This is a genomic window from Luteibacter sp. 621, assembly GCF_050435445.1.
Taxonomy (GTDB): domain Bacteria; phylum Pseudomonadota; class Gammaproteobacteria; order Xanthomonadales; family Rhodanobacteraceae; genus Luteibacter.
In genome coordinates this window covers 116,974-142,984 of the sequence record NZ_JBNDKI010000008.1, presented here as the reverse complement: position 1 = coordinate 142,984, position 26,011 = coordinate 116,974, and the positions used below count along the sequence as shown (strand labels likewise).

Annotated in this window: 22 protein-coding genes and 3 tRNA genes; 19 read left to right on the top strand and 6 right to left on the bottom strand. The window is 64.6% G+C overall.

The window, feature by feature from the left end:
- Window positions 1-45 precede the first annotated feature (45 nt).
- Complete coding sequence (gene ppsA / locus ABIE56_RS11055; RefSeq protein WP_429243862.1) at window positions 46-2,418, bottom strand: phosphoenolpyruvate synthase; 2,373 nt, start codon at window positions 2,416-2,418, stop codon at window positions 46-48.
- Between the two features lie 185 nt (window positions 2,419-2,603).
- Here ppsA and ppsR point away from each other — a divergent pair, with 185 nt between their 5' ends.
- The gene (ppsR, locus tag ABIE56_RS11050) at window positions 2,604-3,419 is read left to right on the top strand and encodes a posphoenolpyruvate synthetase regulatory kinase/phosphorylase PpsR (protein ID WP_429243861.1); all 816 of its coding nucleotides are present in this window, start codon (window positions 2,604-2,606) and stop codon (window positions 3,417-3,419) included.
- Between the two features lie 32 nt (window positions 3,420-3,451).
- On the top strand, window positions 3,452-3,919 hold the full coding sequence (locus tag ABIE56_RS11045) for a DUF1249 domain-containing protein (RefSeq protein ID WP_429243860.1): 468 nt from the start codon (window positions 3,452-3,454) through the stop codon (window positions 3,917-3,919).
- Window positions 3,920-3,968: 49 nt separating this feature from the next.
- Here the strand turns inward: ABIE56_RS11045 and ABIE56_RS11040 are convergent.
- The 3 genes from ABIE56_RS11040 to ABIE56_RS11030 all read right to left on the bottom strand — a co-directional run bounded on the left by ABIE56_RS11040 (window position 3,969) and on the right by ABIE56_RS11030 (window position 4,277).
- Window positions 3,969-4,045, bottom strand: a tRNA-Asp gene (locus tag ABIE56_RS11040).
- Between the two features lie 69 nt (window positions 4,046-4,114).
- A tRNA-Glu gene (locus tag ABIE56_RS11035) sits at window positions 4,115-4,190 on the bottom strand.
- Window positions 4,191-4,201: 11 nt separating this feature from the next.
- Window positions 4,202-4,277, bottom strand: a tRNA-Ala gene (locus tag ABIE56_RS11030).
- A gap of 226 nt (window positions 4,278-4,503) precedes the next feature.
- Here ABIE56_RS11030 and ABIE56_RS11025 point away from each other — a divergent pair.
- From ABIE56_RS11025 to ABIE56_RS11010, 4 genes are all read left to right on the top strand, one after another.
- Window positions 4,504-6,264 (top strand): cation:proton antiporter, encoded by a 1,761-nt coding sequence (locus ABIE56_RS11025; protein ID WP_429243859.1) that lies wholly within the window; start codon window positions 4,504-4,506, stop codon window positions 6,262-6,264.
- 163 nt (window positions 6,265-6,427) lie between these two features.
- Window positions 6,428-7,207 (top strand): FKBP-type peptidyl-prolyl cis-trans isomerase, encoded by a 780-nt coding sequence (locus ABIE56_RS11020; protein ID WP_429243858.1) that lies wholly within the window; start codon window positions 6,428-6,430, stop codon window positions 7,205-7,207.
- A gap of 226 nt (window positions 7,208-7,433) precedes the next feature.
- Window positions 7,434-7,646, top strand: coding sequence for a SlyX family protein (locus ABIE56_RS11015; protein WP_429243857.1), 213 nt, complete (start codon window positions 7,434-7,436; stop codon window positions 7,644-7,646).
- Between the two features lie 24 nt (window positions 7,647-7,670).
- Window positions 7,671-8,354, top strand: a complete 684-nt coding sequence (locus tag ABIE56_RS11010) for a DUF2058 family protein (RefSeq protein WP_429243856.1) — start codon at window positions 7,671-7,673, stop codon at window positions 8,352-8,354.
- A 98-nt stretch (window positions 8,355-8,452) separates the two neighbouring features.
- Here the strand turns inward: ABIE56_RS11010 and ABIE56_RS11005 are convergent, their stop codons facing one another.
- Window positions 8,453-10,510 (bottom strand): 3-hydroxyacyl-CoA dehydrogenase NAD-binding domain-containing protein, encoded by a 2,058-nt coding sequence (locus ABIE56_RS11005; protein ID WP_429243855.1) that lies wholly within the window; start codon window positions 10,508-10,510, stop codon window positions 8,453-8,455.
- Between the two features lie 192 nt (window positions 10,511-10,702).
- Between ABIE56_RS11005 and ABIE56_RS11000 the strand changes: the two genes are divergently transcribed.
- The 11 genes from ABIE56_RS11000 (at window position 10,703) to recO (ending at window position 22,444) form a co-directional block, all read left to right on the top strand.
- Window positions 10,703-11,185, top strand: coding sequence for a hypothetical protein (locus ABIE56_RS11000; protein WP_429243854.1), 483 nt, complete (start codon window positions 10,703-10,705; stop codon window positions 11,183-11,185).
- 3 nt (window positions 11,186-11,188) lie between these two features.
- A complete protein-coding gene (locus ABIE56_RS10995) occupies window positions 11,189-13,726 on the top strand; it encodes a putative bifunctional diguanylate cyclase/phosphodiesterase (protein ID WP_429243853.1) in 2,538 nt (845 codons plus the stop codon).
- A 159-nt stretch (window positions 13,727-13,885) separates the two neighbouring features.
- On the top strand, window positions 13,886-14,482 hold the full coding sequence (gene rpoE, locus ABIE56_RS10990) for an RNA polymerase sigma factor RpoE (RefSeq protein ID WP_429243852.1): 597 nt from the start codon (window positions 13,886-13,888) through the stop codon (window positions 14,480-14,482).
- Window positions 14,479-15,141, top strand: coding sequence for a sigma-E factor negative regulatory protein (locus tag ABIE56_RS10985; RefSeq protein WP_429243851.1), 663 nt, complete (start codon window positions 14,479-14,481; stop codon window positions 15,139-15,141). Before rpoE ends, ABIE56_RS10985 begins: the two co-directional genes overlap by 4 nt.
- A gap of 121 nt (window positions 15,142-15,262) precedes the next feature.
- Window positions 15,263-16,684 (top strand): Do family serine endopeptidase, encoded by a 1,422-nt coding sequence (locus ABIE56_RS10980; RefSeq protein ID WP_429243850.1) that lies wholly within the window; start codon window positions 15,263-15,265, stop codon window positions 16,682-16,684.
- A 128-nt stretch (window positions 16,685-16,812) separates the two neighbouring features.
- Window positions 16,813-18,603 carry a translation elongation factor 4 gene (gene lepA / locus ABIE56_RS10975; RefSeq protein ID WP_429243849.1) on the top strand — a complete coding sequence of 597 codons (1,791 nt, stop codon included), beginning with the start codon at window positions 16,813-16,815 and terminating at the stop codon, window positions 18,601-18,603.
- 100 nt (window positions 18,604-18,703) lie between these two features.
- Window positions 18,704-19,615: a signal peptidase I gene (gene lepB, locus ABIE56_RS10970; RefSeq protein ID WP_429243848.1), complete on the top strand. Its 912-nt coding sequence runs from the start codon at window positions 18,704-18,706 to the stop codon at window positions 19,613-19,615.
- A 142-nt stretch (window positions 19,616-19,757) separates the two neighbouring features.
- Complete coding sequence (locus ABIE56_RS10965; protein ID WP_429243847.1) at window positions 19,758-20,141, top strand: DUF4845 domain-containing protein; 384 nt, start codon at window positions 19,758-19,760, stop codon at window positions 20,139-20,141.
- Window positions 20,142-20,147: 6 nt separating this feature from the next.
- On the top strand, window positions 20,148-20,801 hold the full coding sequence (gene rnc / locus ABIE56_RS10960) for a ribonuclease III (protein WP_429243846.1): 654 nt from the start codon (window positions 20,148-20,150) through the stop codon (window positions 20,799-20,801).
- The gene (era, locus tag ABIE56_RS10955) at window positions 20,798-21,730 is read left to right on the top strand and encodes a GTPase Era (RefSeq protein ID WP_429243845.1); all 933 of its coding nucleotides are present in this window, start codon (window positions 20,798-20,800) and stop codon (window positions 21,728-21,730) included. The genes rnc and era overlap by 4 nt, the downstream gene beginning before the upstream one ends.
- A gap of 21 nt (window positions 21,731-21,751) precedes the next feature.
- Window positions 21,752-22,444: a DNA repair protein RecO gene (gene recO, locus ABIE56_RS10950; protein WP_429243844.1), complete on the top strand. Its 693-nt coding sequence runs from the start codon at window positions 21,752-21,754 to the stop codon at window positions 22,442-22,444.
- A gap of 24 nt (window positions 22,445-22,468) precedes the next feature.
- Here the strand turns inward: recO and ABIE56_RS10945 are convergent, their stop codons facing one another.
- Complete coding sequence (locus tag ABIE56_RS10945) at window positions 22,469-23,200, bottom strand: response regulator (protein WP_429243843.1); 732 nt, start codon at window positions 23,198-23,200, stop codon at window positions 22,469-22,471.
- Between the two features lie 45 nt (window positions 23,201-23,245).
- On the opposite strand from ABIE56_RS10945, the gene ABIE56_RS10940 reads away from it, so the two are divergent.
- The gene (locus ABIE56_RS10940; RefSeq protein WP_429243842.1) at window positions 23,246-25,273 is read left to right on the top strand and encodes a hypothetical protein; all 2,028 of its coding nucleotides are present in this window, start codon (window positions 23,246-23,248) and stop codon (window positions 25,271-25,273) included.
- Window positions 25,274-25,347: 74 nt separating this feature from the next.
- A complete protein-coding gene (locus tag ABIE56_RS10935; protein ID WP_429243841.1) occupies window positions 25,348-25,953 on the top strand; it encodes a YdbL family protein in 606 nt (201 codons plus the stop codon).
- Window positions 25,954-26,011: the final 58 nt, after the last annotated feature.

Here is a 26,011-nt window from a genome sequence, read left to right as displayed (position 1 = left end):
ACGAGCAGACAAAAAAAGCCGCCGATAGGGCGGCCTTTTTTTGTTTTAGCCGGCCTTTTTCTTGGCCAGGCGCAGCCACGTATCCACGACGGTATCGGGGTTGAGCGACACCGATTCGATGCCCTGTTCCATCAGCCACTCGGCAAGATCCGGGTGGTCGGAGGGGCCCTGGCCGCAGATGCCAATGTACTTGCCCTTGGCGCGAGCGGTCTTGATGGCCAGTGCCAGCAACTTCTTGACCGCCGGGTCGCGCTCGTCGAACAGGTTGGCCACGATGCTGGAATCACGATCCAGGCCCAGGGTGAGCTGGGTCAGGTCGTTCGAGCCGATTGAGAAGCCATCGAAGATATCGAGGAACTCATCCGCCAGCAGCGCGTTGGACGGCACCTCGCACATCATGATGACCTTCAGGTCGTTCTCGCCCTGCACGAGGCCGTTCTTGCGCAGCACCTCGATGACCTTGCGGCCCTCGTCCAGTGTGCGGACAAACGGGATCATGACCCACACGTTGTCGAGGCCCATGGTCTCGCGGACGTACTTCACGGCCTTGCACTCGAGCGCGAACGATTCCGCGAAATCGGCCGACACATAGCGGCTTGCACCGCGGTAACCGATCATCGGGTTTTCTTCGTGCGGTTCGTAGCGCGAGCCGCCGAGAAGGCCGGCGTACTCGTTGGACTTGAAGTCGGACAGGCGCACGATCACCGGCTTCGGGTACACCGAGGCGGCGATGGTCGAGATGCCCTCACCCAGGCGATCCACGTAGAACGACACCGGATCCTTGTAGCCCGCGATGCGCGTATCGATGCGCGCCTTCGTCTCGGCATCCTGCTTTGCGTACTCAAGCAGTGCCTTCGGGTGTACGCCAATGTGGCTGGCGATGATCATTTCGAGGCGGGCCAGGCCAATACCGGCATTCGGCAGCATGCCGAAATCGAACGCCCGCTCAGGGTTGGCGACGTTCATCATGATCTTCAGCGGCGCTTCCGGCATCGCACCCAGGTCGGCGGTGATGCGGTCGAACTTCAGGATGCCTTCGTAGATCGTGCCGGTATCGCCCTCGGCGCACGATACGGTGACTTCGGCGCCGTCGGGGATGGTATCCAGCGCATTGCCGCAACCCACGACGGCTGGCACGCCCAGCTCACGCGCGATGATCGCCGCGTGGCAGGTACGCCCGCCGCGGTTGGTGACGATCGCCGCAGCGCGTTTCATCACCGGCTCCCAGTCGGGATCGGTCATGTCGGCCACCAGCACGTCGCCCGGCTGCACCTTGTTCATGTCAGCCAGGGAGCGGATGACGCGCGCCTTGCCCGAGCCGATCTTCTGGCCGATGGCGCGGCCCTCGGTGAGCACCTTGCCTTTTTCGTTGAGCTGGAAGCGCTCGAGGGTGGTGGCGTGCGAACGCGACTTCACGGTTTCCGGGCGCGCCTGCACGATGTAGAGCTTGCCGGTGTTGCCGTCTTTCGCCCATTCCACGTCCATGGGCCGGCCGTAGTGCTTCTCGATGACCAGGGCCTGTCGAGAGAGTTCTTCCACGTCGGCATCGGTGATGCAGAAGCGGTGGCGGTCGGCGGCGGGGGTCTCTTCGATGCGCACGCGCTCGCCTGGCTGGTCCGAATAGACCATGCGCTGCTGCTTGGCACCCAGGCTGCGGCGGAGCACGGCGGGTTTGCCTTCCCTCAGCGTGGGCTTGAACACGTAGAACTCATCCGGGTTCACGGCGCCCTGGACCACCATCTCGCCCAGGCCGTAGGAGCCGGTAACAAACACCACATCGCGGAAACCGGATTCGGTATCGAGGGTAAACAGCACGCCCGAGGCACCCACGTCCGAGCGGACCATGAGCTGCACGCCGGCAGACAGGAACACATCTTCGTGCTTGAAGCCCTGGTGGACGCGGTAGGCGATGGCGCGGTCGTTATAAAGCGAGGCGAAGACTTCCTTCACCTTGTGCAGCACATCGTCGATACCGACGACGTTGAGGAAGGTTTCCTGCTGGCCGGCGAACGAGGCATCCGGCAGGTCCTCGGCGGTCGCGGAGGAGCGCACGGCCACGGCGATATCGGCGGCGCCGGCATCCTTGCAGAGCTTGATGTACGCATCGCGGATGGCCTGCTCCAGATCGGCGGGCAGGGCGGTATCCACGATCCATCCGCGGATTTCCTTGCCACCGCGGGTCAGCTCATCCACGTCATCCACGTCCAGCGTGGCCAGGCGTTCCTGGATACGCTTCGCGAGACCGCTCTTTTCAAGGTAGGTCTGGAAGGCGTCGGCCGTGGTGGCAAAGCCACCCGGGACAGAAACGCCCAGTTTCGCCAGGTTGCCGATCATTTCGCCAAGGGAGGCGTTCTTGCCGCCCACCTTGCCAAGGTCGGTCATGCGTAGCGCGTCGAGCCAAAGTACCAGGTCGCTCAAAGGAAGATCCTCACATCGGTTGGGCGGCGGGCCGCGCTGGTAAAAATCGGCGCATTGTCGCGGTGGTATGGTCGCCGCACAAGCGGCAATGCACAATTCCGCCCGCGATTTTGCGGGGTGGATGGTTATGACGGCGTATTGGTCTTAAGGTGGGAGTCATGGAACCAAACAGGGGAAACCGGCCGATGCGGCGCACCGTCTTCTTCATTTCCGATTCCACCGGCATTACCGCGGAGACGATCGGGAACAGCATGCTCACCCAGTTCGATGGGGTGGAGTTCGACACCCACCGGCTGCCGTTTATCGATAACCCGGCCAAGGCCGAGGCCGCCGCCCTGCGGATCAAGACCAAATACGCCCAGGATGGCCAGCGGCCCATCGTGGTGAACACCATGACCTCCCGGGCGTTGTGCGAAATCGTCGCGGGTAGTGGGGCCCTGATGCTGGATGTATTCGCTCCGTTTATCGATCCGCTGGAGCAGGAGTTGGGGGTCAAGCAGTCTTATGCCGTAAACCGCTCGCACGGCCTGGTCGATTCGGACCGGTACGAGGCGCGTATCGAAGCGACCAACTACGCCCTGGCCCATGACGATGGCCTGGATGTGGATTACAACCTGTCCGATGTCGTCCTGGTGGGTGTATCGCGGTCAGGTAAAACCCCTACCTGCCTGTACATGGCCTTGCATTACGGGGTGCGTGCCGCCAACTACCCCCTCACGGACGACGACCTCGACAAGCTTGAATTGCCGATGCGCCTGCGGCCCTACCGGAGCAGGCTGTTCGGCCTGACTATCGATCCCGTCCGCCTTGCCCAGATCCGTGAGCAGCGCCGTCCCGGCAGCCGCTACGCCACGCTGAAGCAGTGCCGGTGGGAGCTGGAGCAGGCGGATCGCCTGATGCGCCGGGAAAATATCCCGGTCCTCAACACCACGCATACGTCGATCGAGGAAATCTCGAGCAAGATCTTTGAATATCTCGGGATCGAGCGGCATATGTATTAGTACGAGAACGTTTACGGAGACCGGTGCCACCCATGACAGCCATTCTCGAGCGCCCAACCGCATTGATCCCGGGACGGTTCGAATTCCTGATGGGTCTTTACGCGGAGAACTACCACCGGCTTGCACGGCTGTTCGCGCCGCAGCGGTTGGCGGCGGGCCGCTATATCTCCGATGTGGATGATGGCCTCAACGTCAGGCTGGAGATCCAGGAAAAGCACCCGTACACGCTGGAGCTGGAGCTCACCTACGATTTCGTGGACGAGGCGACGGGCCAGCCCTCGCCGTCGGCACAGTTGCGCATGTACACCGATGCTCATGTTGCCGAGGCGCTGCACTGCCATCCGGGCCGGAAGCTGTGGCAGGTATTGGGGCCATTTCCGCCGGCCGACACCGTGCTCCAGCACCGCCTGCGCATGAATGGCTTTCTCAGCCGCTGGCTGGAATACCTGGCGGAGCAGGGGCATTCGATCGGCACGCTGGTGCGGGTGGAGGGATCCTGAATTCAAGGCAAAAAAAATCCGCCAGATGGCGGATTCTTCTTTGGAAAAGTGGCGGAGCGGACGGGACTCGAACCCGCGACCTCCGGCGTGACAGGCCAGCATTCTAACCGACTGAACTACCGCTCCACACTAGTTTTCCAACTTCCAACAACTACCAACTTCTACATCCATTACACTTGCCGGCGAACCGGAAAGTGGCGTCCCCACGGGGATTCGAACCCCGGTCGCCACCGTGAAAGGGTGATGTCCTAGGCCTCTAGACGATGGGGACGTACTAGAAGTTGGTGGAGCCAGCCGGGATCGAACCGGCGACCTCCTGCATGCCATGCAGGCGCTCTCCCAGCTGAGCTATGGCCCCCTGCTGGAAGCCGCAAAGATTACGTCGGACCCCCCTCTTCGTCAAGCGTTCGTTACACTTTTTTTGAATTTATTTTCGACGAATCGAGAATGTTGATGCGTGGCGCGGACTTGCGTGAAATGCCTTTTTACAGGGGCTGGTCACGAAATAACCAGCCACTTGTCGCTGCCATGTTCTCGCGACTTCCTGCGGGGTAACCTGTCCCCTCATACACACAGGGACAGGCATGCACGGCATCGTTTTCATCCAGGATCTGGCCACCGTCATGCTGGTGGCTGGTCTCACCACGGTGCTGTTCCAGCGCCTTCGCCAGCCGGTGGTACTCGGCTACATCATCGCGGGCCTGCTGATCGGGCCACACACCTTTCCCTTCATCTTCATCCACGACGAAGAAACGATTCGCACACTCTCCGAGCTGGGCATGATCCTGCTGCTCTTTGCGCTCGGCCTCGAGTTCAGCCTGAAGAAGCTGCGCGCCGTCGGGGGTGCGGCGCTGGTGGCGGCGTTCGCGGAAATCGTGCTGATGGTGTGGATCGGTTATGAGATCGGCCGCTTTTTTGGCTGGACCACCATGGATTCGCTGTTCCTCGGCGCCATGCTGTCGATCTCGTCCACGACCATCATCATGAAGGCGCTGGAGGACCTGAACCTCAAGCGCGAGCGATTCGCGCAACTGATGTTCGGCATCCTGATCGTGGAAGACCTGCTGGCCATCGTCCTGATGGCCCTGCTGACGGGTATCGCCAGCACGGGTGGCCTGGAGGCCGAGCAGGCGCTGGCCGCGGTGGGCCGCCTCGGTCTCTTCATGGCGGTATCACTGGTGGTCGGCCTGCTGCTGGTGCCGCGCGTCGTTGACTACATTGCGCGGGTGAGCCGCAACGATGTGCTGCTCATCGCGGTATTGGGGATCTGCTTTGGCTTTTGCCTGCTGGTCACCGAACTGGGTTACAGCGTGGCACTGGGGGCTTTCATGATCGGCGCCATCGTGGCCGAATCGGAGAGCGTGGCGCGGATCGAGCGCATCATCATGCCGGTGCGCGACATGTTCAGCGCCATCTTTTTCGTGGCGATCGGCATGCTGATCGATCCGGCGCTGCTCGCCGAGTACGCATGGCCCATCACGATCGTGACCATCGCTGTCGTAGTCGGCAAGGTCGTGACCTGTAGCTTTGGTAGCTTCGTGGCCGGAAACGACGGCCGGACCTCATTGCGTGTGGGCATGGGCCTGGCCCAGATCGGTGAGTTCTCGTTCGTCATCGCGACGCTGGGCCTCAGCCTGAAGGTGACCAGCAGCTTCCTGTACCCCGTTGCCGTAGCGGTGTCGGCAATCACCACCTTCCTCACCCCGTACCTCATCCGCCTTTCCGATCCGTTGGCGACCCGGCTCGCGCGTGTGCTTCCCGCGCGGGTGACAGGCGTGTTCGGTGCCTATACCGACTGGATGGGCAGCCTGGGGCTCCAGGGGCAGGGCGCCATCGTGATGAAGATGATTCGCCGCCTCGTATGGCACGTGATCATCAACATGGCCCTGGTCATCGCGGTTTTCATCATCGCCGCCTTTGCATACCGCCGCGGCTTCATGCACCTGGATCTGTTCAGTGATAACCCCGTGGTGAGGCGAAGCCTGGCCTGGTCGGTCGCGGCGCTGGTCTCGCTGCCCATGGTGGTGGCGGCGTATCGCAAGGCGGGTGCGCTCGGCATGCTGCTTGCCGAGCTCAGCATTCCCGATCGATTCGGAGCCCGTACCTACCGGATCCGGGCGGTACTCGGGCGGATCATTCCGGTGGTGGTCATGTTGATCCTGGGCCTGTTGGTCGCCGCGCTGGCCTCGACGATCCTGCCGCCACGCGAAGTCGCAGCCGTGCTGATACTGATTGGCATCGGCCTCACGTGGCTTCTGTGGCGCGTTCTGGTACAAGTGCACGCCCGGTTGCAGGCAGCATTACGCGACACGCTGGATAAGCCGGGGCAGGGGCATGGGGACTGAAATGGACGAATTCACGAAAGGTCCATGAACTTTTGGTATGAAACCTTGTCTCTGCCCCCGTCATTGCAAGCCGGGCGCTAACCACAGCACAATGGCGATTCTGCCTCCACACGGAGGTGCCACGGCGGCCTCGCCGATTTTCTCCAAAGAGAGGGAGTAACGAATGAAGCACTTTTTGCGTCCCACGATGATGGCCGTCGCCCTGGCGGTTTCGCTGGGTGCGGCCGCGGGCGCATCTGCCCAGGCTGCCAAGCCGGCTGCCGCCCCCGCCGGCGCAGTCGATAAGCAGAAGGCCAGCTATGTCGTGGGTTGGGACCTTGCCAGCTCGCTTCCGCCGCTCGTCGCGCGCGAAGTCGACCCGGCTACGGTCGCCAAGGCCCTCCAGGCTGCCCTGTCTGGCCAGAAGCCGACCATGACCGAAGCCGAAGCCAAGACCACGCGCGAAGCCTTCGTGGCCCAGCTGAAGGTCAAGGCCGAAGCCGAGTACAACAAGGTCGCTTCCCAGAACAAGACCGAAGGCGACGCGTTCCTGGCCAAGAACAAGAGCGCCGCTGGCGTGAAGGTCACGGCGTCGGGCCTGCAGTACCAGGTCGTCCAGGCCGGTACCGGCCAGCGTCCGGGTCCGAACGACACGGTCACCATCAACTACACCGGCACGTTCGTAAACGGCGAGAAGTTCGACTCCTCGGCCGACCACCAGCCGGCCGGCCCGGCCCAGATCCCGCTCGCTGCGGTCATCCCGGGCTTCCGCGAAGGCCTGCAGCTCATGCAGACCGGCGGCAAGTACAAGCTGTTCATCCCGTCGAACATCGCTTACGGCGCCAAGCCGGAAAACGGCTTCCCGCCGAATGCGACGATCATCTTCGACGTCGAGCTGCTGAAGACCGGCCCGACCCCGGCTGGCCAGGGCCCGGCCGCCGGCGCTGCTCCGGGCGGCAAGTAAGCCGCTACGCGGCTTACTGTAGGAGCGTGCTCGCACGCGAAAAGCCAACGAAGCGGAGTTGCCGTAACACGCTACCCCCCGCAACCAAGGCAACCGAAAAAGGGACGCTCCGGCGTCCCTTTTTCTTTCCAGCGGCCGCTCATAGGCCGGCGCAGTTTGCTCGGCCCCGTGTCGGGACTACAATCGGCGGTTACGGCAACGCTGCCGCCCGTACCAAGGACCTCCCATGAGTGACACCGATGAGCGCCTGATGGAGCTCGAGGTGCGCCTCGCTTTCATCGACGATACGGTCAATAGCCTCTCTTCCGCTGATGCGGAGATTGCGCGCCGACTGGATCTGCTTGAGCGCGCCTTGCGCGAGATGCGTTCCGATCTTTCCACCATGCGTGCGGGGCTGGGCGGTGACCCGGCCAGTGAACCCCCGCCGCCGCACTACTGACATTGCTAGAGAGCCTTACCGACCATGGCAGAGTCCCTGCGTGACCAGTTGTTGAAGAGCGGCCTCGTCAAGGAGGTTCGCGAAGAGGCGCGCAAATCCGCGCCGCCGCCTCGCCAGGGGAACAAGGGCCCGCGCCCGCAAGGCGGGCAGGGCGCAGGCCGCGCTCAGGGCGGTGGCAAGCCTGGCCAGGGTGGGGGGCGTCCCCAGGGCGGCGGCAAGCCGAACCCGGCGGGTGGCCGCCCGCAAGGTGGCCGTCCGCATGGCAACCAGGGAGGCGCCGCCAGGGCCCCGCGCAACGATGGCGAGATGGACCTGGCGAAGGCGTACGCCATGCGTGCGCAGACCGAAGCGACCGAGCGCCGCAAGGCAGAAGCTGAGGCTGCGGAACTGGCCCGCGTGCGCAAGGAAAAGAAGCGCAAGGTAGAAGAGCTTCTGAAGGGTAAGGCGCTGAACCTTGCCGAGGCCGACCTCGTCCGCCACTTCCCCTACGGCGAAAAGATTCGCCGCGTGCATGTGAGCGCTGAGCAGCTGGCGGCGATCAATGCCGGCGAGCTGGGTGTCGTGCAGCAGGGTGGCCGTTACCTCGTAGTGGCTAAGGCCGTGATCGAAACGCTGCGTGACCTGGCGCCCGAATTCATTGCGCTGATGGTTGACCCGAATGCGCCAAGTGAATCGGACGACGGCGTGCCTGACGACCTGATGTGGTAATCCGGCCGGCCTTCGCCTGACCGGTCGCGCGCAACCGCGCTCCTACAATTGCCTGGCTTCTGTAGGAGCGCGCTTGCGCGCGATGGTTCAAGCGCGCGTCACGCCGGCGGCGTCGCCAGCTCGGGGTTATCCCAGCCTTCCTTCTTCGCGAAGCGCGCGCCATGCTTCTGCTCCAGCTTGGCCAGGCGCTCGCGCACCGCAGCCACGCCTTCGCTGCGCACGTACTGGATAGGGCCGCCGCGGAACGGCGCGAAGCCGGTACCGAAAATGACGCCCGCGTCGAGCAGGTCGGCGTCGTCCACCACGCCTTCAGCAAGGCATGCCACCGCTTCGTTCACCATCGGCAGGATCATGCGGTCCTGCAGATCGGCCGGCGGTACGTAATCCGGATCGACATCCGGCTTATCCGGCTTACCTTCCTTCCAGACGTACAGGCCTTCGCCGTCCTTCTTGCCGCGCTTGTTCGCCGCAAGCTTTTCTTCGAGGCCCTGTGGCACTTCCAGGCCGAGGAATGGCGCCAGCTCCTTGCCCACGGAGGCGCATACATCCAGGCCGACGGTATCGGCCAGTTCAATGGGCCCCATCGGCATGCCGAACTTCTTCGCTTCGCGATCCAGCACCGGACCTGGCACGCCTTCGTTGTAAAGGCGCATGGCTTCCATCAGGTACGGCATGAGAATGCGGTTAACCAGGAAGCCTGGCGTACCCTTCACGGGTACGGGCAGCTTGCCAATGGCCTTGCAGAAGGCGAAGGCGCGCTTTTCGATCGTGGGATCGAGCTGGTCATGGCGCACCACTTCCACCAGTGGCATCTGTGCCACGGGGTTGAAGAAATGCAGGCCGAGGAAACGCTGGGGAGATGCGAGGCCCTGGCGCAGTTCATTCAGCGGGATCGACGACGTGTTGCTCGCCAGGATCTCGTCTGCCTGGAACTGCGGTTCGATCACGGAGTAAAGCGCGTGCTTGGCCTCGGGGTTCTCGTAGATCGCTTCGATGGCGAGGTCCGCATCGGCGACGCCCTTGCCTTCGATGTCGGCGCGCAGGCGGCCGTTGGCCGCCTCGACCTTGGCCGGTGCCTTCAGCTTCTTTTCAAACAGGGCGCGGGCGCGCTTGATCGCCGGCTCGACGAAGCGCATTTCGCGATCCTGCAGCGTGACCTCAAAACCCTTCAGTGCCGACCACGCAGCGATATCGCCACCCATGGTGCCAGCGCCCACGACATGGACGTGCTTGATGCCATGGTCCACACCGCCGCCAAGCCCCTTGAGGCGCTCCTGCAGGAAGAAGATGCGAATGAGGTTGCGCGCGGTGGGGGTGGTCGCGAGTTTTGCCACCGATTTCGCTTCGAGCTTGAGGCGCTGCTGGATGTTGCTGCCGCCGTTGGCCCATACATCGATGAGCGCGAACGGCGCCGGGTAGTGCTCCTTGCGCGCCTTCGCCGCGGTTTGCTTGCGGACCATGGGCGCCAGGATGAGGCGGGCGGGCAGCGTGTTCGTGGCCCAGGCTTTCGCGCGCAGCGCGAACGGGCGGGGCGAGGGGCGCCTGGCCAGCTGGCGGGCTTCGGCCAGAAGCTCATCCGGGCGGGCAAGCCGATCAACCAGGCCCACGGCCTTCGCACGGCGCGCATTGAAGGGCTTGCCGGTAAGCATGGCTGGCAGCGCATCGGGCGCACCGATCAGGCGCGGAAGGCGGGCGCTGCCACCCCAGCCCGGGTGGATGCCCAGCATCACTTCCGGCAGGCCGATGCGCGTGGCGTCGTCGTCCGCGGCGATGCGATAGCGGCACGCCAGGGCCAGCTCGGTGCCGCCGCCCATGCAGGCACCGTGTATGGCGGCCACTGTCGGGAAGGGCAGGCGGGCGAGGGTTTCGAAGACGCGTTGCCCGTTCTCGATATTCTCAAGAACGGTGCCCGTGTGGGCGTACTCCACGAATTCCCGTATATCCGCGCCAACGGCGAAGCCGGACGGCTTGGCGGAGTGGATCACCACGCCCTTGGGGCCTTCGATGGCCAGGCGTTCCACCAGGGTACCCAGTTCATCCAGGACCTCGCGCGCCAACGCATTCGCGCTGGCGCCATCGCGGTCCAGGGTAAGGACGACGATGCCATCGTCCCCTTTGCTGGTCTTCCAGTGCTTGAATCGGAGTCCTTCGAACATGGCGGTCGTGCGGTGGCGAATGAGCGCATCACCATACCTTCCCGTCGTGCCGAATGCGAGATACCCCGCCGTATGGAGGAGGCACGAGGACCTTGCGCGGGCTCGTGGGCGTTCCGCGGCGCGCCGCACGCATCTGGCGCCCGACACCCCGTTGGCCCGATACTGCGCGCCAGTCAAGTCGCCAGATGGCCGATGTCAGTGGATCCACTCGCAGGAACGGATGTCTTCGACCGAATCCTCTCAGCCGCCGGCCCCCTGGTCGCGCTGAAGGCGGACGAGCAGGCCATGCTTATCGACCAGTTCCGGCTCGTCGCCCGGCGCACGGGGCAGGCCGTATACCTGTGGCGCGGCGGGGAGGGCCTTACCAGCCTGCGCGATGCCCAGATGCGGGTGCCGGGGTGTACCCGGCTCGGCGATGCCCTGCGCTACATCCTGCAAAGCCTGCACTTCGGCGTGTACCTGCTGGATATGCCGCCCGGGGTTCCCAGTGCGACGGATGGTGCGCTTTTACGGCAACTTTCCAAGGCCCAGACCGGCCATGTGCGACGGGTCGTGCTGCTCGGAGCCAGTGCCAGCCTGCTGGCCACGTTCGATGACGATATCGTGCGTGTCGATGCTGACCGCGCTGCCCGTTCGGTCGCGCCGCGCCTGCGCGATGGCCGCTGGGTGGTCTGAGCCATGATGTCGATCCCTGACGCCAGTGGCGTCCTGATTTTTACGCCGCGCCGCGATATGCGCCGGTCGGTCTTCGACGCGCTGGATGCCGACGGCGGCTTTGTGCTGCTGAGCGCACGCGATGCCGTGCAACTGGAAGCCCTGCTCTCGGATGCGCCGCCGCTGCAGGTGGCGGTGGTGGGCGGCGACGGTAGCGACGATGTCCGCCTTGGCATGCGCATCCTGCGCAGCTTCGCCGCGTACCGTGATATCCCCGTGGTTTATCTGGTGCCGGATGGTCCGTTGGCCGTGGCGCCTGATGATGGCGCGGCGTGGCTGCGCGAGAGCGCCATTGCCGCGGAGCTTGCCCAGCGTGTGCGCATGGCGGTGGCTGTCGACACAACGCCGCAGCCCGTGGAGGCGCGGCCTGATTACCGTTTTGCGTTCGACGCCGGCGCCGCCTGGGTGGTGGCATCCGCAGCGGACGGCTGCATCGTCGATGCCGGTGCAGCCATGCTGCGACTGTGTACCGACGACGTGCCCATCCAGGGCCGGCTGTTGCGCGACGTCTTCAGTATGGTCGATGGCGCGGCGTGGCCGATGCCCGATGGCGATGCCATGGCCTGCGTGTTGCGTCGCGCCGATGGCGCGGAGATTCCTGGCGAGGTCGATGTCCGCCATCTGGTCGACGGCTCCGGCGGCCATCGCATTGCCGTCGCCTTCCGCGATATGCGGGCAGGTGACACGGCAGCCCGGGCACTCTCGCTGCTATCTGTGCTCGATGCGTGCCCCAGTGACGACGAGGGCCTGGGCGAGGCGGCAGCGATGCTGGCCGACGCGCTCGACCTGGATGTGGTCGGCGTCTGGGCGGCATTGCCCGAGAGCGAAGGCGGCCCGGAGGTCGTCGCGCGTATCTGGAACGGGCCGGGGCAGGTGGAGTGGGCCGATGCGGCCGACCTGCCGTTGCTCAAGCTGTGCCTGGCGGGCGAGGCGCTCGTGCGCCTTGGCGACGGCCGAACAGAAGTGCCGGCGGACCCGCTCATCGAGGCGCTAGGGCTCACCTCATTCGTGTTTCTTCCGCTGCTCGACGAACGGCGCAGCGCTATCGGTGCCATGCTCGCCGGGCGCCGGCGCGCCGCGGGCGATGGCCGTGTTTTCGAACTGGCGTTGCGCGCGGCCTCGGCCCGGTTCAGTGCGGCGCTGGAATTGCGCCGGGCACGCGACCAGGGTCGCGAACGTGGCCTCGTCGATACGCTGACCGGCCTGCCCAACCGCCTGCTCTTCCATGACCGCCTGGACACGACCATTCGCGAGGCGGAGCGCACCGGCGAGTTGTTCGCCGTGCTGCTGGTGGACCTGGATCGCTTCAAGGGGATCAACGAAACCCTTGGCCACGCGGTGGGCGACCAGGTGCTTTCGGCGGTCGCCCGCCGGCTACGCTCCAGTGTTCGCGGTTCCGACACGGTGGCGCGTTACGCGGGCGACGAATTCACCCTTGTCCTGCGCCATATCATCAAGCGCGAAGACGTACTGCGCATCGCCGAGAAAATCGTGCAGGCGATGGAAGTGCCGCTGCACCTGGATGATGGCTCGGAGCTGCAGGCCACGGTTTCGGTGGGCATCGCGTTCTTTCCGGATGATGCGGTGGAAGGCGAGCTCCTGCTGCGTCATGCCGACGAGGCCATGTACGGCGCCAAGAGCCTGGGCCGCAACAACTACCAGGTGTATGCGGCAAGCGTGGATACCGCGCAGCAACAGCAGGGCGAGCTGAAGGCGCGCCTGCGGCACGCCGAACGCAACGGCGAGCTGCGCGTCTTCTACCAGCCGCAGGTCGATGCCGGCAGCGAAGATATCGTCGGCATGGAGGCGCTCGTGCGCTGGGAACACCCCGAGCTGGGCATGATCAGCCCGGGGTTCTTCATTCCCCTGGCAGAAGCCAGTGGCCTCATCGTGCCTATCGGTGAGTGGGTGCTGCGCACGGCGTGCGCCCAGGCAAAGATCTGGGAAGACCGTTATGGGTTGGGCCTGCGCCTGGGTGTAAACCTCTCGGCGGTGCAGCTGATGCAGACAAACCTGGCTGCCGTGGTGCGGCGCGCCCTGGAAGATACAGGTCTTGAAGCGTCGCAGCTGGAACTGGAGGTCACCGAAAGCATCAGCGTGAAGACGGTGCCGCACCTGGTCGAAACCCTGGATGCCCTGCACGCGATGGGTTGCCGCATCGCCATCGATGATTTCGGCACGGGTGCCGCATCGCTGGACTACCTGCGCCGGCTCCCCGCCGACCGGATCAAAATCGATCAGAGCTTCGTACGGAACATCGGTGTCGATCCGGATGACGAAGCCATCGTCCGTGCCACGATCGACATGGCACACCGCCTGAAGCGTGGCGTGGTAGCAGAGGGCGTGGAGATCGAGCAGCACCTGCAGTTCCTGCGCGCCAATGGCTGCGACGAGCTACAGGGCTACCTGTTCTCGCGCCCGCTGCCCACTGTGACATTCGACAACATGCTGGGCGAGCGTGAGCGGCTGGTGGCCGAAGGGCAGGCGCTCACGGTGGCCTGAGGCGGCCGGCGGCAAGGCCTGCCACGGGTCACGGGTTGAGCTTCGCGGGGTTATCCGCATATTTTGCTATAGCAGCGGCGTGGCGCATTGAACTTGCGCCCGCACCGCGGGTCTCAGCTGCGCCCGGACTGGACCGAATGATGTGAGGAGACGGCCCGGATGGGCGAAAACGAACTGGATCAAGCACTTGTCGAACGTGTGCAGCAGGGGGATCGCCGCGCCTTCGACCTGCTTGTCCGAAAATACCAGCACAAGCTGGTGGCCCTGATCTCCCGCTATGTCCACGACTGGACCGAGTGCGAGGACATCGCCCAGGAAGCCTTCATTCGCGCGTGGCGCGCGTTGGGCTCCTTCCGCGGCGAAAGTGCTTTTTACACATGGCTTTACAAGATCGCCGTGAACACCGCCAAGAACCACCTGGTGGCAATGGGCCGGCGTCCGCCGACGGGCGATATCGACGCAGAAGACGCTGTTTACGTGCCCGGGGCCACCCGGATGCACGAAAGCGCGACCCCCGAGCGCGAACTCATGCGTGAGCAGGTGGAACAAACGGTGTTTTCTACTGTCCAAGCGTTGCCCGAGGAACTTCGGGTCGCGATTACCCTGCGTGAGGTGGAAGGCAAGAGCTACGAGGAAATTGCCGCCGCCATGGATTGTCCGATTGGGACCGTCCGTTCACGTATATTCAGGGCCCGCGAGGCCATCGATGAAAAATTGCGGCCGTTGTTGTCAGACCGCGAGGACCAGACCCCATGAGCGAAGCTAATCGGGAAATTCTCTCCGCCGGCATGGATGGAGAGCTGTCACGGGAGGAGATCCGCTTCCTGCTGCGACGCCTTGAGGCCGATTCGGCCCTGGCGAACGCATGGTCGCGCTACCACGTTGGCCGTGATGGCCTGCGCGGCGAGGCGCTCCCACCGGTTTCGGCGGGCTTTGCCGATCGTGTCATGGCGGCTATCGAGGCCGAAGCCGCGCCTCAGGCCGCACCTGCTGTTGCGCCCCGCCGGCGTTGGTTGCATTGGTCCGCGGGTGGCGCCATCGCCGCCAGTGTCGCCGTCGCCGCGCTCATGGTGGCGCAGCCGGCGGGTAACCACGGTGCGGCGCCGGAAGTGGCTCATAGTGCTACCCACCCGGCAGGGTTCGATGTGGCTGATGCCACGCCCGAGCCCTCCAGTGCACCGGTTGCCCCGCAGTGGCTCAGTGGCAATGTCGCCTCGCAGTTCACGCAGAAGGCGGCGTTCGATAGCTCCAGCGATGACGCAGCCACCGCCTACCTGCCGCGTTCCACGCCGTATCAGATCCAGCGCGCTCGGGCCGCTGCGGTGCAGGACGCGAGCCGGGGCCAGTACCTGTTGCTGACCCGTCCCGATGGCTCGCGCTACGTGCAGCCACAGGCAGCACCGGCGGCCCGCTAAGCGGCGCTTGCCCGGCGTGCCGCCGTCCCCCGGCCCGCCTTCCCCCATTCCGTTGTGTTAATCCCCGTGCGGCATCGCCGCCGCACGGGCGGCCATGCCTGAAAAAAAGGAGGAAACACCCATGGCACCCTGGCATGCACGCGCGCTGCTCGGTGGCGCGCTCGTCGTGGCGAGCGTTGGCGCGCAGGCACAATCGTTACCCGACTTCACCGGCATCGTGGAAAAGAACGCACCCGCGGTGGTTCACGTAGAGGCCAAAACATCTGGCAAGCCCGCCAGCAAAAGCCCTGGCAAGGGAGCGCCGGATACCCCGGATGACCAGGACGAGTTGTTGCGGCGCTTCTTCGGCATGCCTGGCATGCCCATGCAGCCGCGCGAACAGACCTCGCTGGGCTCGGGCTTCATCATTTCCGCCGATGGCTACGTCCTGACCAACGATCACGTGGTCGATGGCGCGGATGAAGTGAAGATTCGCCTGCAGGATCGCCGGACCTTCACCGCAAAGGTAGTCGGCAAGGATCCGCAGTACGACATCGCGTTGCTTAAGGTAGACGCGAGCGCGCTGCCGACCGTGACCGTGGGTGATTCGCGCAGCGTCAAGCGCGGCCAGTGGGCGCTTGCCATTGGATCACCGTTCGGCCTGGATGCCACCGTGACCCACGGCATCATCAGCGCGGTCGGGCGCAACCTCGGTAGTGGCGACCAGCCGTATACGTCCTTCATCCAGACCGATGTGCCGATTAACCGTGGCAATTCAGGCGGCCCATTGTTCAACCTGCAGGGCCAGGTGATTGGCGTGAACTCACAGATCTACTCCACCTCGGGTGGCTACCAGGGCCTGTCGTTCTCTATCCCTATCGACGTGGCCATGAACGTGGTCCAGCAGATCAAGGACAAGGGCTACGTGTCGCGCGGCATGCTCGGCGTTACGGTGCAGCCGGTGGATCAGTTCGTGAAAAACCTGAACCTGCCGGATGCCAATGGCGCACTTGTCGCCCAAGTCACGCCTGGGAGTGGCGCCGACAAGGCGGGCTTGAAGCAGGGAGACGTCATCCTTGGCTTCAATGGCACCCCCATCACCCAGTCCGTGGACCTGCCGCCCCTGGTGGGCATCACGAAGCCGGGTTCGATGGCGAAGGTGGACATCCTCCGCGACGGCAAGAAGCAGACCATCGACGTCAAGGTCGGCGAGCTGCCGCGCGACAAGAACGCGCTGGCAGCCGCCGCCGGTGGTGCGGGCGCGGGCGGTTCAGCGGCCGCCCTGGGGCTGGCGGTCGAGGATATCGATGCGCAGACCCGCGCGGAGCTGGGCCTGAAGGCGGGCGAGGGTGTGGTCATCAGCCGTGTCACCGGCCGCACCGCGGCCACCGCCGGCCTGCAGGCCGGGGATGTCATCCTCATGGTCAACCAGAAGCGGGTAGGGAGTGCCGCCGCCTTCCGGGATGCCGTGAAGGGGGTGAAGGAGGGTGATACGGCCATGCTGCTGGTTCGTCGTGACGACACCACGCGCTTCGTCGGTATCACGGTCCCGAGCGATAAATGAGGCCGGAAGGCCGGCTGCCCTCGGCGGGGGCCGGCCTTCCATGCGATAATGCGGGATTCGCACCGGCCAAGGCGGCCGGTGCGCGTCGTTCGCGCCGCGAGCGATGGTGAACGTGACCACGGCGCTCCATGGAACTCATCCGCAACTTCTCCATCATTGCCCACATCGACCACGGTAAATCGACCCTGGCCGATCGCATCATCCAGTTGTGCGGCGGCCTGTCCGAGCGCGAAATGGAAGCGCAGGTGCTCGACAACAACCCGATCGAGCGTGAGCGTGGCATCACCATCAAGGCGCAGTCGGTCTCGCTGCCGTACAAGGCGCGGGATGGCAAAACCTACCAGCTCAACTTCATCGATACCCCGGGCCACGTGGATTTCAGCTACGAGGTGAGCCGCTCGTTGTCCGCCTGCGAGGGCGCGCTGCTGGTCGTGGATGCCGCCCAGGGCGTCGAAGCCCAGTCCGTCGCCAACTGCTACACGGCGATCGAGCAGGGGCTCGAGGTCATTCCCGTCCTCAACAAGATCGATCTGCCCACGGCGGACATCGACAAGGCCAAGGCCGAGATCGAGGCCGTGATCGGCCTGGATGCGTCCGATGCCATTCCGGTCAGCGCAAAGACGGGCCAGAACGTCATCGAAGTGCTCGAGGCGATCATCCACCGCATCCCGGCCCCCAAGCCTGGCGATACGGACAAGCTCCAGGCGCTGATCATCGATTCGTGGTTCGATAACTACCTTGGCGTGGTGTCGCTGGTGCGCGTCATGCAGGGCGAGATCAAGCCGGGTGACAAGATCCTGGTCATGTCCACCGGCCGCACCCACCTGGTGGATGACGTGGGCGTGTTCACGCCCAAGCGCAAGAAGCTCGAAAAGCTCGCGGCAGGCGAGGTGGGCTGGATCAACGCATCCATCAAGGATGTGCATGGCGCCCCGGTCGGCGACACGCTCACCCTCGCTGGCAAGCCCGCCGACGCACCGCTGCCCGGCTTCCAGACCATGCAGCCGCGCGTGTTCGCAGGCCTGTTCCCCGTCTCGGCCGACGATTACCCGGCCCTGCGCGAAGCGCTCGACAAGCTGCGCCTGAACGATGCTGCCATGTTCTTCGAACCGGAAAGCTCCGAGGCCATGGGCTTTGGCTTCCGCTGCGGCTTCCTTGGCATGCTGCACATGGAAATCGTGCAGGAGCGCCTTGAGCGCGAGTACGACCTCGATCTGATCACCACCGCGCCCACCGTGGTGTACGAGGTGGCGAAGACCGACGGCACCATCATCAACATGGATAACCCGGCCAAGCTGCCCCCGCCGCAGATGATCGCCGAGATCCGTGAGCCCATCATCATCGCCAACATCCTCACCCCGAGCGAGTATGTCGGCAACGTCATCAAGCTGTGCGAAGAGAAGCGCGGCGTGCAGCGGTCCATCCAGTACCTCGCCACGCAGGTGCAGGTCACGTACGAACTGCCGCTGGCCGAGGTGGTGCTCGATTTCTTCGATCGCCTGAAGTCGGTGTCGCGCGGTTACGCGTCCATGGATTACCACCTTGATCGCTTCGATGCCGGCCCCTTCGTCCGCGTCGATATCCTGATCAATGGCGATCGCGTGGATGCGCTCAGCCTTATCGTGCACCGCTCGCATGCGGATCGCCGCGGCCGTGAGCTGGTGGAGCGCATGAAGGACCTGATCCCGCGCCAGCAGTTCGACGTGGCGATTCAGGCTGCCATCGGCGCGGCGGTCATCGCCCGTTCCACGGTGAAGGCCCTGCGCAAGAACGTGCTGGCCAAGTGCTACGGCGGCGACGTGTCGCGTAAGAAGAAGCTTCTCGAAAAGCAGAAAGAAGGCAAGAAGCGCATGAAGCAGGTTGGCTCCGTGGAAATCCCGCAGGAAGCCTTCCTGGCGGTGCTGAAGGTCGACAAGTAAGCGCCACCTGCGGGTGGCATGACGTTTTACCCATGGAAACCCGGCGCCGGATGCGCCGGAATGGACCCACCGGGTCCTTCACACGACTAACGGAGATGGCATGGCGGCATTTGATTTTTCGGCGTTCCTGCTGGGCGTGACGGTCCTGTTTGGGGTCATCTGGCTCTTCGATCGCCTGTTCCTTGCCAAGAACCGCCGCGCTCGCGCCGAAGCGGAAGGAAGCGAAATCGCCGAACCATGGCCGGTGGACTGGGCTCGCTCCCTGTTCCCGGTCATCCTGGTCGTGCTGATCCTCCGCTCGTTCGTGGCCGAGCCGTTCCGCATTCCTTCCGGCTCGATGATGCCTACGCTCGACGTCGGCGATTTCATCCTGGTCAACAAGTTCTCGTATGGCCTGCGCATGCCGGCCTTCAATAACAAGCTGGTTGATAACGGCGAGCCCCGTCGTGGCGATGTGGTGGTTTTCCGCTTCCCGGGTTACCGCTGCGCGGATGGCAATGGGCATATCGTGCGCAGTGGCGATGTCACCTGCCAGGATCCGAATGCCCCGGTCCCGAGCGAGAACTGGATCAAGCGCGTTATCGGCGTCCCGGGCGACCGTATTGAAACCCGGGGCAGCGAGCTGTTCATCAACGGCGAGCGGGTGGCCATGGATGAGCTGGGCCCCTACAAGGGCGACCCCGGCCGGCCGGAAGATCACCTGCTCATGACCTACGGTTCCAAGCTGTATACGGAGCACCTGGGCAGCGTTAACCACACGATTGCCCTGACGCCCGCCTACAACATGCCCCTGGACATCCCCAATGCCGTGGTGCCCTCGGAAGTGCCGAAGGGCTGCTACATCGTGATGGGCGATAACCGCATGAACAGCACCGATAGCCGCTGGTGGGGCTGCATGCCCGAGGAGAACCTGGTCGGCAAGGCCTTCTTCGTATGGCTGGCCTGGCGTGGCTTCGATCACGGGATTACCGGCATGTTCGACTTCTCCCGCATGGGCAAGGTTATCCATTGACCCGAACGGTGGCCCCGGTCACGCCCCGGGGCGTTGCGCCCCGGCACGGACAAGGTAATCTCCGCAGCGGGGCGCGTGTGCGCCCCGCGGGTATCCACCGCATCACACAGGGGAGCCGCCTTGCGCGGCGGGGTCACATATCATGAAATCCAGGCAGTCGGGCATTACGCTCATTGGCTTTATCATCGTCCTCGTCATCCTGGGCTTTTTTGGCTTCATGGCGATGAAGCTCGTGCCGTCGTATATCGAGTACATGGGCGTGGTGAAGGCCATGAACCAGATGGCCACCGAGGGTGGCAACGAGGATGTGGAGCAGGCACGCCGCCAGCTCGCGTTCAAGATGAGCTTCCAGTACGTGGATGATTCGACGATCAAGCCGAAGGACATCACCGTTACGCGCATGAATAACACCCCGACGCTGCGGGTCGCCTACGACAAGCGCATTCCGTTTTTGTACAACATTGATTTCCTGCTTCATTTCGATAAGCAGGTGCAACTTCGCAGCGCCGCCGGCGCTGGATATTGAGGTTTCGTGGATTTCCCGCACCGTTTTCGTGATCCCGGTCTCGCGACCCTGGCACTGACCCATCGCAGCGCCGGGAAGCCGAACAACGAGCGGATGGAATTTCTCGGTGATGCCTTGCTGGGCGTGCTGGTGGCTGAGCTCCTTTACGAAGCGCACCCCCACGCCAGCGAAGGCGAGCTATCCCGCCTGCGCTCCCAACTCGTGAACGGCCAGGCCCTGGCGGTGGTGGCGCGCGAGCTGGAACTGGGCGATCGCCTCAAGCTGGGCCCCGGTGAGCTCAAAAGCGGCGGGTTCCGCCGCGATTCCATCCTGGCCGATGCCTTCGAGGCCATGCTGGCCGCGGTTTACCTGGATGATGGCTACGATGCCTGCCGCCAGGTCGTGCGCAGGCTTTTCACGCCCCGCGTGGGAGAACTGAAGCGCTCCAGCAAGGATGCCAAGACCCGCCTGCAGGAGTGGCTGCAGGGTAAAGGCTTGCCGCTGCCCGTATACGAACTGACCGACAGCTACGGCGAAGATCATGCAAAGATCTTCGATGTAAGCTGCACTATTGAAGAGCCGGAAGCCATCCGCACCGAAGGGAGTGGAGGTAGCCGGCGCGCCGCCGAACAAGATGCCGCCGAGGCGGTACTACGCCGGCTGCTGGAAAAGAAACCATGAACGATACCGATTTCGAAGATAACGACACCCTCGTCGATGACGACTTCCGCTGCGGCTATGTCGCGCTGGCGGGGCGCCCGAACGTGGGCAAGTCGACCCTGCTCAACGCCCTCATCGGCGTGCGGCTATCCATTGTCAGCCACCGCCCGCAAACCACGCGGCACCGCATCCTCGGCATTTCCACCAAGCCGACCGGCCAGATCCTGTATGTGGATACGCCGGGCCTGCACCGTGGCGGCAAGCGCGCGATGAACCGTAGCCTCAACCGCGCCGCCCGCGCTGCCGTCACAGAGGTAGACCTCGCGGTGCAGGTGATCGAGGCTGGCCGGTGGACGGACGAAGACGCTGCCATGTATCAGGCGCTGTCCGAGCAGAAGGACATGCCCAAGCTGCTGGCGATCAACAAGGTCGACCTGCAGAAGGACAAGACCGCCATGCTGCCGTTCGTCGCCGATCTGATGCAGAAGCATCCGTTCGATGACGTGTACTACGTCAGCGCGTTGAAGTCGAAGGGTCTTGCTGGCCTGGAGAAGGGCATTCTCAAGCGTTTGCCCGAGCAGCCTGCGATCTACGGCGAAGACGAGATCACCGACCGCAGCGAGCGCTTCCTCGCCGCCGAGATGGTGCGCGAGCAGCTCATGCTGCGCCTGGATCAGGAACTGCCGTACGCCACCACGGTAGAGATCGAGGCGTTCCAGGATCGCCCTGACGGCGTTGCCGAAGTGCACGCCGTGATCTGGGTAGAACGCGATGGCCAGAAGGCGATCGTCATTGGTGCCCAGGGCGCCCAGCTGAAGGCTATCGGTACATCGGCACGCAAGGCCATGGAATCCATGTTCGAGCGCAAGGTGTTCCTGAAGCTGTGGGTGAAGGTGCGCGAAGGCTGGGCCGACGACGAAAACCTGCTCAAGCGCTTCGGCTACGAATAAGCCCGTACGGGCGCGATCCCTATGCGCGTCGAACAACAGCCCGCTTTCGTGCTGCACGCACGGCCCTATCGTGAAACGTCGCTGCTCATCGAGTGCCTCTCACGCGACCTGGGCCGTATCGGCGTGGTCGCGCGCGGGGTTCGCAACGAGCGTGCGCGGGGACAGCGCGCGCAGCTTGAACCGTTCCAGCGCATCGCGCTGGATCTGCTGCTGAAAGGTGAACTGGCCACGCTCCGCTCCGCCGAGCCCGTGGGCACGCCGCTGCGCCTGACCGGTGATGCCGGGCTCGCGGGCCTATATCTGAACGAACTGGTCGTGCGGCTTACCGGCAGGCAGGACCCCACCCCGGAGCTGTTCGATCACTACGACGTGACCCTGCGGCGCATGGCTGCGGGTGAGCCGCTGGGCTGGACCCTGCGGCGCTTCGAGCGCGATATGCTCGACGCGCTGGGCTACGCGCTGCAGCTCGACGTGGGTGCTGCCGATGGTGAACCCCTGGATGCGGGTGCCACCTATTTCTACGATCCCGAATCAGGTGCCATGCCGGGGCGCCCCGGCGATCCACGCGGCCTGCGCGGTTCGGATTTACTCGCCCTTGCCGCCGATACGGCCCCCGATCAGGCCGGGCTGGCCGCGCTGCGGCGCATGATGCGCCAGGTGATTACGTTTCATCTCGGTGGCGGCGAGTTGAAGGCGTGGCGGGTGCTGCGATAAGTGCGGCGCGACGGCTTTCGATCCTTACGGAGCCAGCGCCACGATGGTCACCTCAAGCTCCCGGCGAAACCGCTCCATCACGGCCGGGGCCATGTACCGGGAATCCACGACGTGGCCTTGCAGGGCCTTCGCCTGGGCACCCAGTCGCACCGCGCCACAAAAGCCGCATGCTGACCGCAGCCGGTGCAATCGATCAACGAGGCCGGCAGGATCGTGTGCCAGCGTATGCAGTTCGCTACGCAGGTCGAGCAGTTCGCGGCGTAGCAACTCGCGCAACGTGCGCATGATGGTGGGATCTCCCGTCGCCGCCATCCCTTCCTGGTCATCCAGGACGTCCACGCGCGGATCCACGCCCAGCACCGCCTCCAGGGCATGCTTGAGCGCGGCGATCTTGCACGGTTTCTCGATCACGCCGACAAAGCCGGCATCTGCAAGGTCGTCACGCAATGTTCCCGGGATCTCCGCGCTCGTGGCAAAGGCAGGTGCGCCGGCGGAGGCCGAGTCGATCCCGTCGCGCAGGTCGCGCAAGATATCCATGGCGCCCCCGTGGGGCATGCGGCAATCCAGCAGCAGGACATCGAACCGTGTAGAACATGCCTGCCTCAGCGCATCCTTGCCGTCCACGGCAAGTGCCACTTCGTAGCCCAGCGACACCAGGGCGCCAGCGAGGAACTGGCGGGTCGATGCGTCATCGTCCGCGACCAGTACGGTGCGCAAATGGCGGCGGTCAAGTGGGGGCGGGCGGTTTGGGTTCATGCAACGTTCCGTGTTGTTCATCTGGGTTTGGCAGAATGGAGCAGCATGCGCCGCGTATCAACCCGCCCACTCGCATTACTCCTCGCCGCCTGGATCGCGCTCTCCTGGGGTGCGGCCGCGCACGCGGGTCTTTCCGTGGGTGCCGATACCCTCGCGGTGCCAGGCCTCACGCTGGCCGATATGCAGGCCGACCTGGATCCCCAGGCCGACGGGAAGGGCATCCAGCTGCGCCTCACCGCGAAGAAAGCCGATATTCCGGCCATGGGCTGGCGCAAGCTTGGGCTTGCGTTAGAGGGCCAGCTGGATCGGGATGAGCTGGGCAGGTGGGTATTCGCCGGGCGGGTTCGCCTGCGTGGCGCCCCCGGAGGGGCCCTTACCGATGCCGCGGTCAATATCGTCGCGGACGAGGCCGCCAACACGCTGGCCGTATCGATCACCCAGGACAAGGCGGTTGCCGAAGTGGCCTTGCCGATCGACCAGGTCACGCATGCTCAGATCACCCTCAAGAATCTGCCGGCGGGCTGGCTGCAGGGGCTGCTCGCCACGGTCTGGTCGGGCCGGCTCACGGCCGGCAAGGTGAATGCGGACCTTGCCCTGGACCTGCTTGATACCGGCACCCAGGCGGCCGGCCAGTTCGCGCTGGATGGCGTCGGCTTCGATAGCCCGGGTGGCAAGCTGGCCGGCCAGAAAATCAGCGGCAGCGGGCGGTTGGGCCTCGATACCAGTCAGGAAGGCGCCACGGTCGATCTCGACGCGGGCCTGCGCGGCGGCGAATGGCTGCTGGGCCCGTTGTACGCGAACCTGCCAACCCATGCCGTGCAGGTGTCGCTGTCGGTGCGTTCCCAGAAAGGTGTGCTGGGTATTCGACGCCTGCGGCTTACCGATCCCGATGCACTGCAGCTCGAAGGCGAGCTCGGCTTTGATGCCAGGGGGGACCTCAGCCAGCTCCGGCTCGATCGCTTCAATGCGCGCTTCCCCGCGGCCTACGATCGCTACGGCAAGGGCCTGGTACGCACCTGGGGGCTGGAGGGCCTGCGCGCGAGTGGCGATGTAGCCGGGCATGTGGCGATCGGGCCGGACGGCCCCACGGCGTTTGCTTTCCAGACCGGGGGCCTCGACCTGGCCATGGCCGACGGCCGCCTGGGCGTGAATGGCCTGCGCGGTTCACTGGACTGGAGCGTGGACGAGGATCGCCCGACCACCCGGCTTGGTTGGCGTAGCCTTCAGGTCTATCGCATCCCCAACGGCGCGGCCGAGGGGAGCTGGCGCAGCAAGGGCGGCACGCTCTCGCTCGAAAAGCCCATGGCCATCCCCGTGCTCGATGGCGACCTTCGCATCTTGTCACTTGGCTGGAAGCCGGCGGCTGCCACGGGCGAACGCCTGCAAACCTCGCTGGCACTCACCCAGATCGACATGGGCGCGTTCTGTCGTGCGGTGGGCTGGCCGGAATTCGGAGGCACCCTGGGCGGCGCCGTACCGTCCTTGCGTTATGTGGATGACCGGGTGGAGCTCGGCGGCGGCCTTTCATTGAACGTGTTCGACGGCTTCGTCGATATCACGGGCATGACCCTCTCGCGTCCGTTCAGTGATGCGCCGGTGTTGGCCGGCAATATCGCCCTGCGTAATCTCGATCTGTCGAAGATGACCTCGGTGTTCGATTTCGGCAGCATTACCGGCCGTCTTCGCGGCGGCATCGATGACCTGCGCCTGGTCGCCTGGCAGCCGTCGGCGTTCAAGGCGAGCCTGATGGCGGACCAGGGCGGCCGCATCAGCCAGAAGGCCGTAAACAACCTCACCTCGGTGGGGGGCGGGGGTATTGCCGGCGGGTTGCAGGGCACCGTGCTCAAGCTGTTCAAAACGTTCGGCTACAAGCGCATCGGGCTCAGTTGCACGCTAAAGGGCGATATCTGCAACATGGGCGGGCTGGGCGCCACGAAGGATGGCTACACTATCGTTGAAGGCAGCGGCTTGCCGCACCTCACGGTCGTGGGGCACCAGCGCGAGGTGGATTGGCCCACGCTGCTCCGCCGCCTGCAGGCCGCCACCAAGGGCGATGGCCCCACGATCCAATAGATCCATGTAGGAGCGTGCTTGCACGCGAAAAGCCAACAACGCGGTGACGCCGCAACCGATAAAGGAATAGACGAATGTCTCGCAACCCGCTGATTGGCCTGATCTTCGCCGCCGCCGTCGCCTTGGTTGGCTGCGTCACCATCAACGTCTACTTCCCTGAAGCGGCGGCCCAGAAGGCCGCCGACCAGTTCATCGGCAACGTCCTCGACGACAGTGGCGTCGCCCCGGCCAGTGGCGACAAGGCGCCGGCCAAGCCTGCCGCCGGCAAGCAACCGTCCGCCTCGCTTCTGGATCTCGTCATCCCGAAGGCCATGGCCGCCGAGAGCCCCGATATCCAGGTGCGCTCGCCGGAAACCGATGCCATCCGTGCGCGGATGAAGGGCCGTTTCGGTGGCCAGCTCAAGACCCTGTTCGATTCGGGCGCCGTCGGCTTTACCGCCAATGGACTCGTCGCCGTGCGCGATGCCGGTTCGCTGCCGCTGGACCGGCGCTCGCAGGCCACTAACGTCGTGCGTGATGAGAACACCGACCGCGACCAGCTATACGCGGCGATCGCCAAGGCCAACGGCCACCCCGAGTGGGAGCCGCAGATCCGCAAGACCTTTGCCGCCGGCTGGGTCGAGCGTGCCCCGTCAGGCTGGTATTATCAGGATGCCTCCGGCGCCTGGAAGCGCAAGTAGGCCCTTTCGCCAGGATCGCACGCCGCGCTGTACTCCCGCGCGGCGCCTCCCAGCCCGG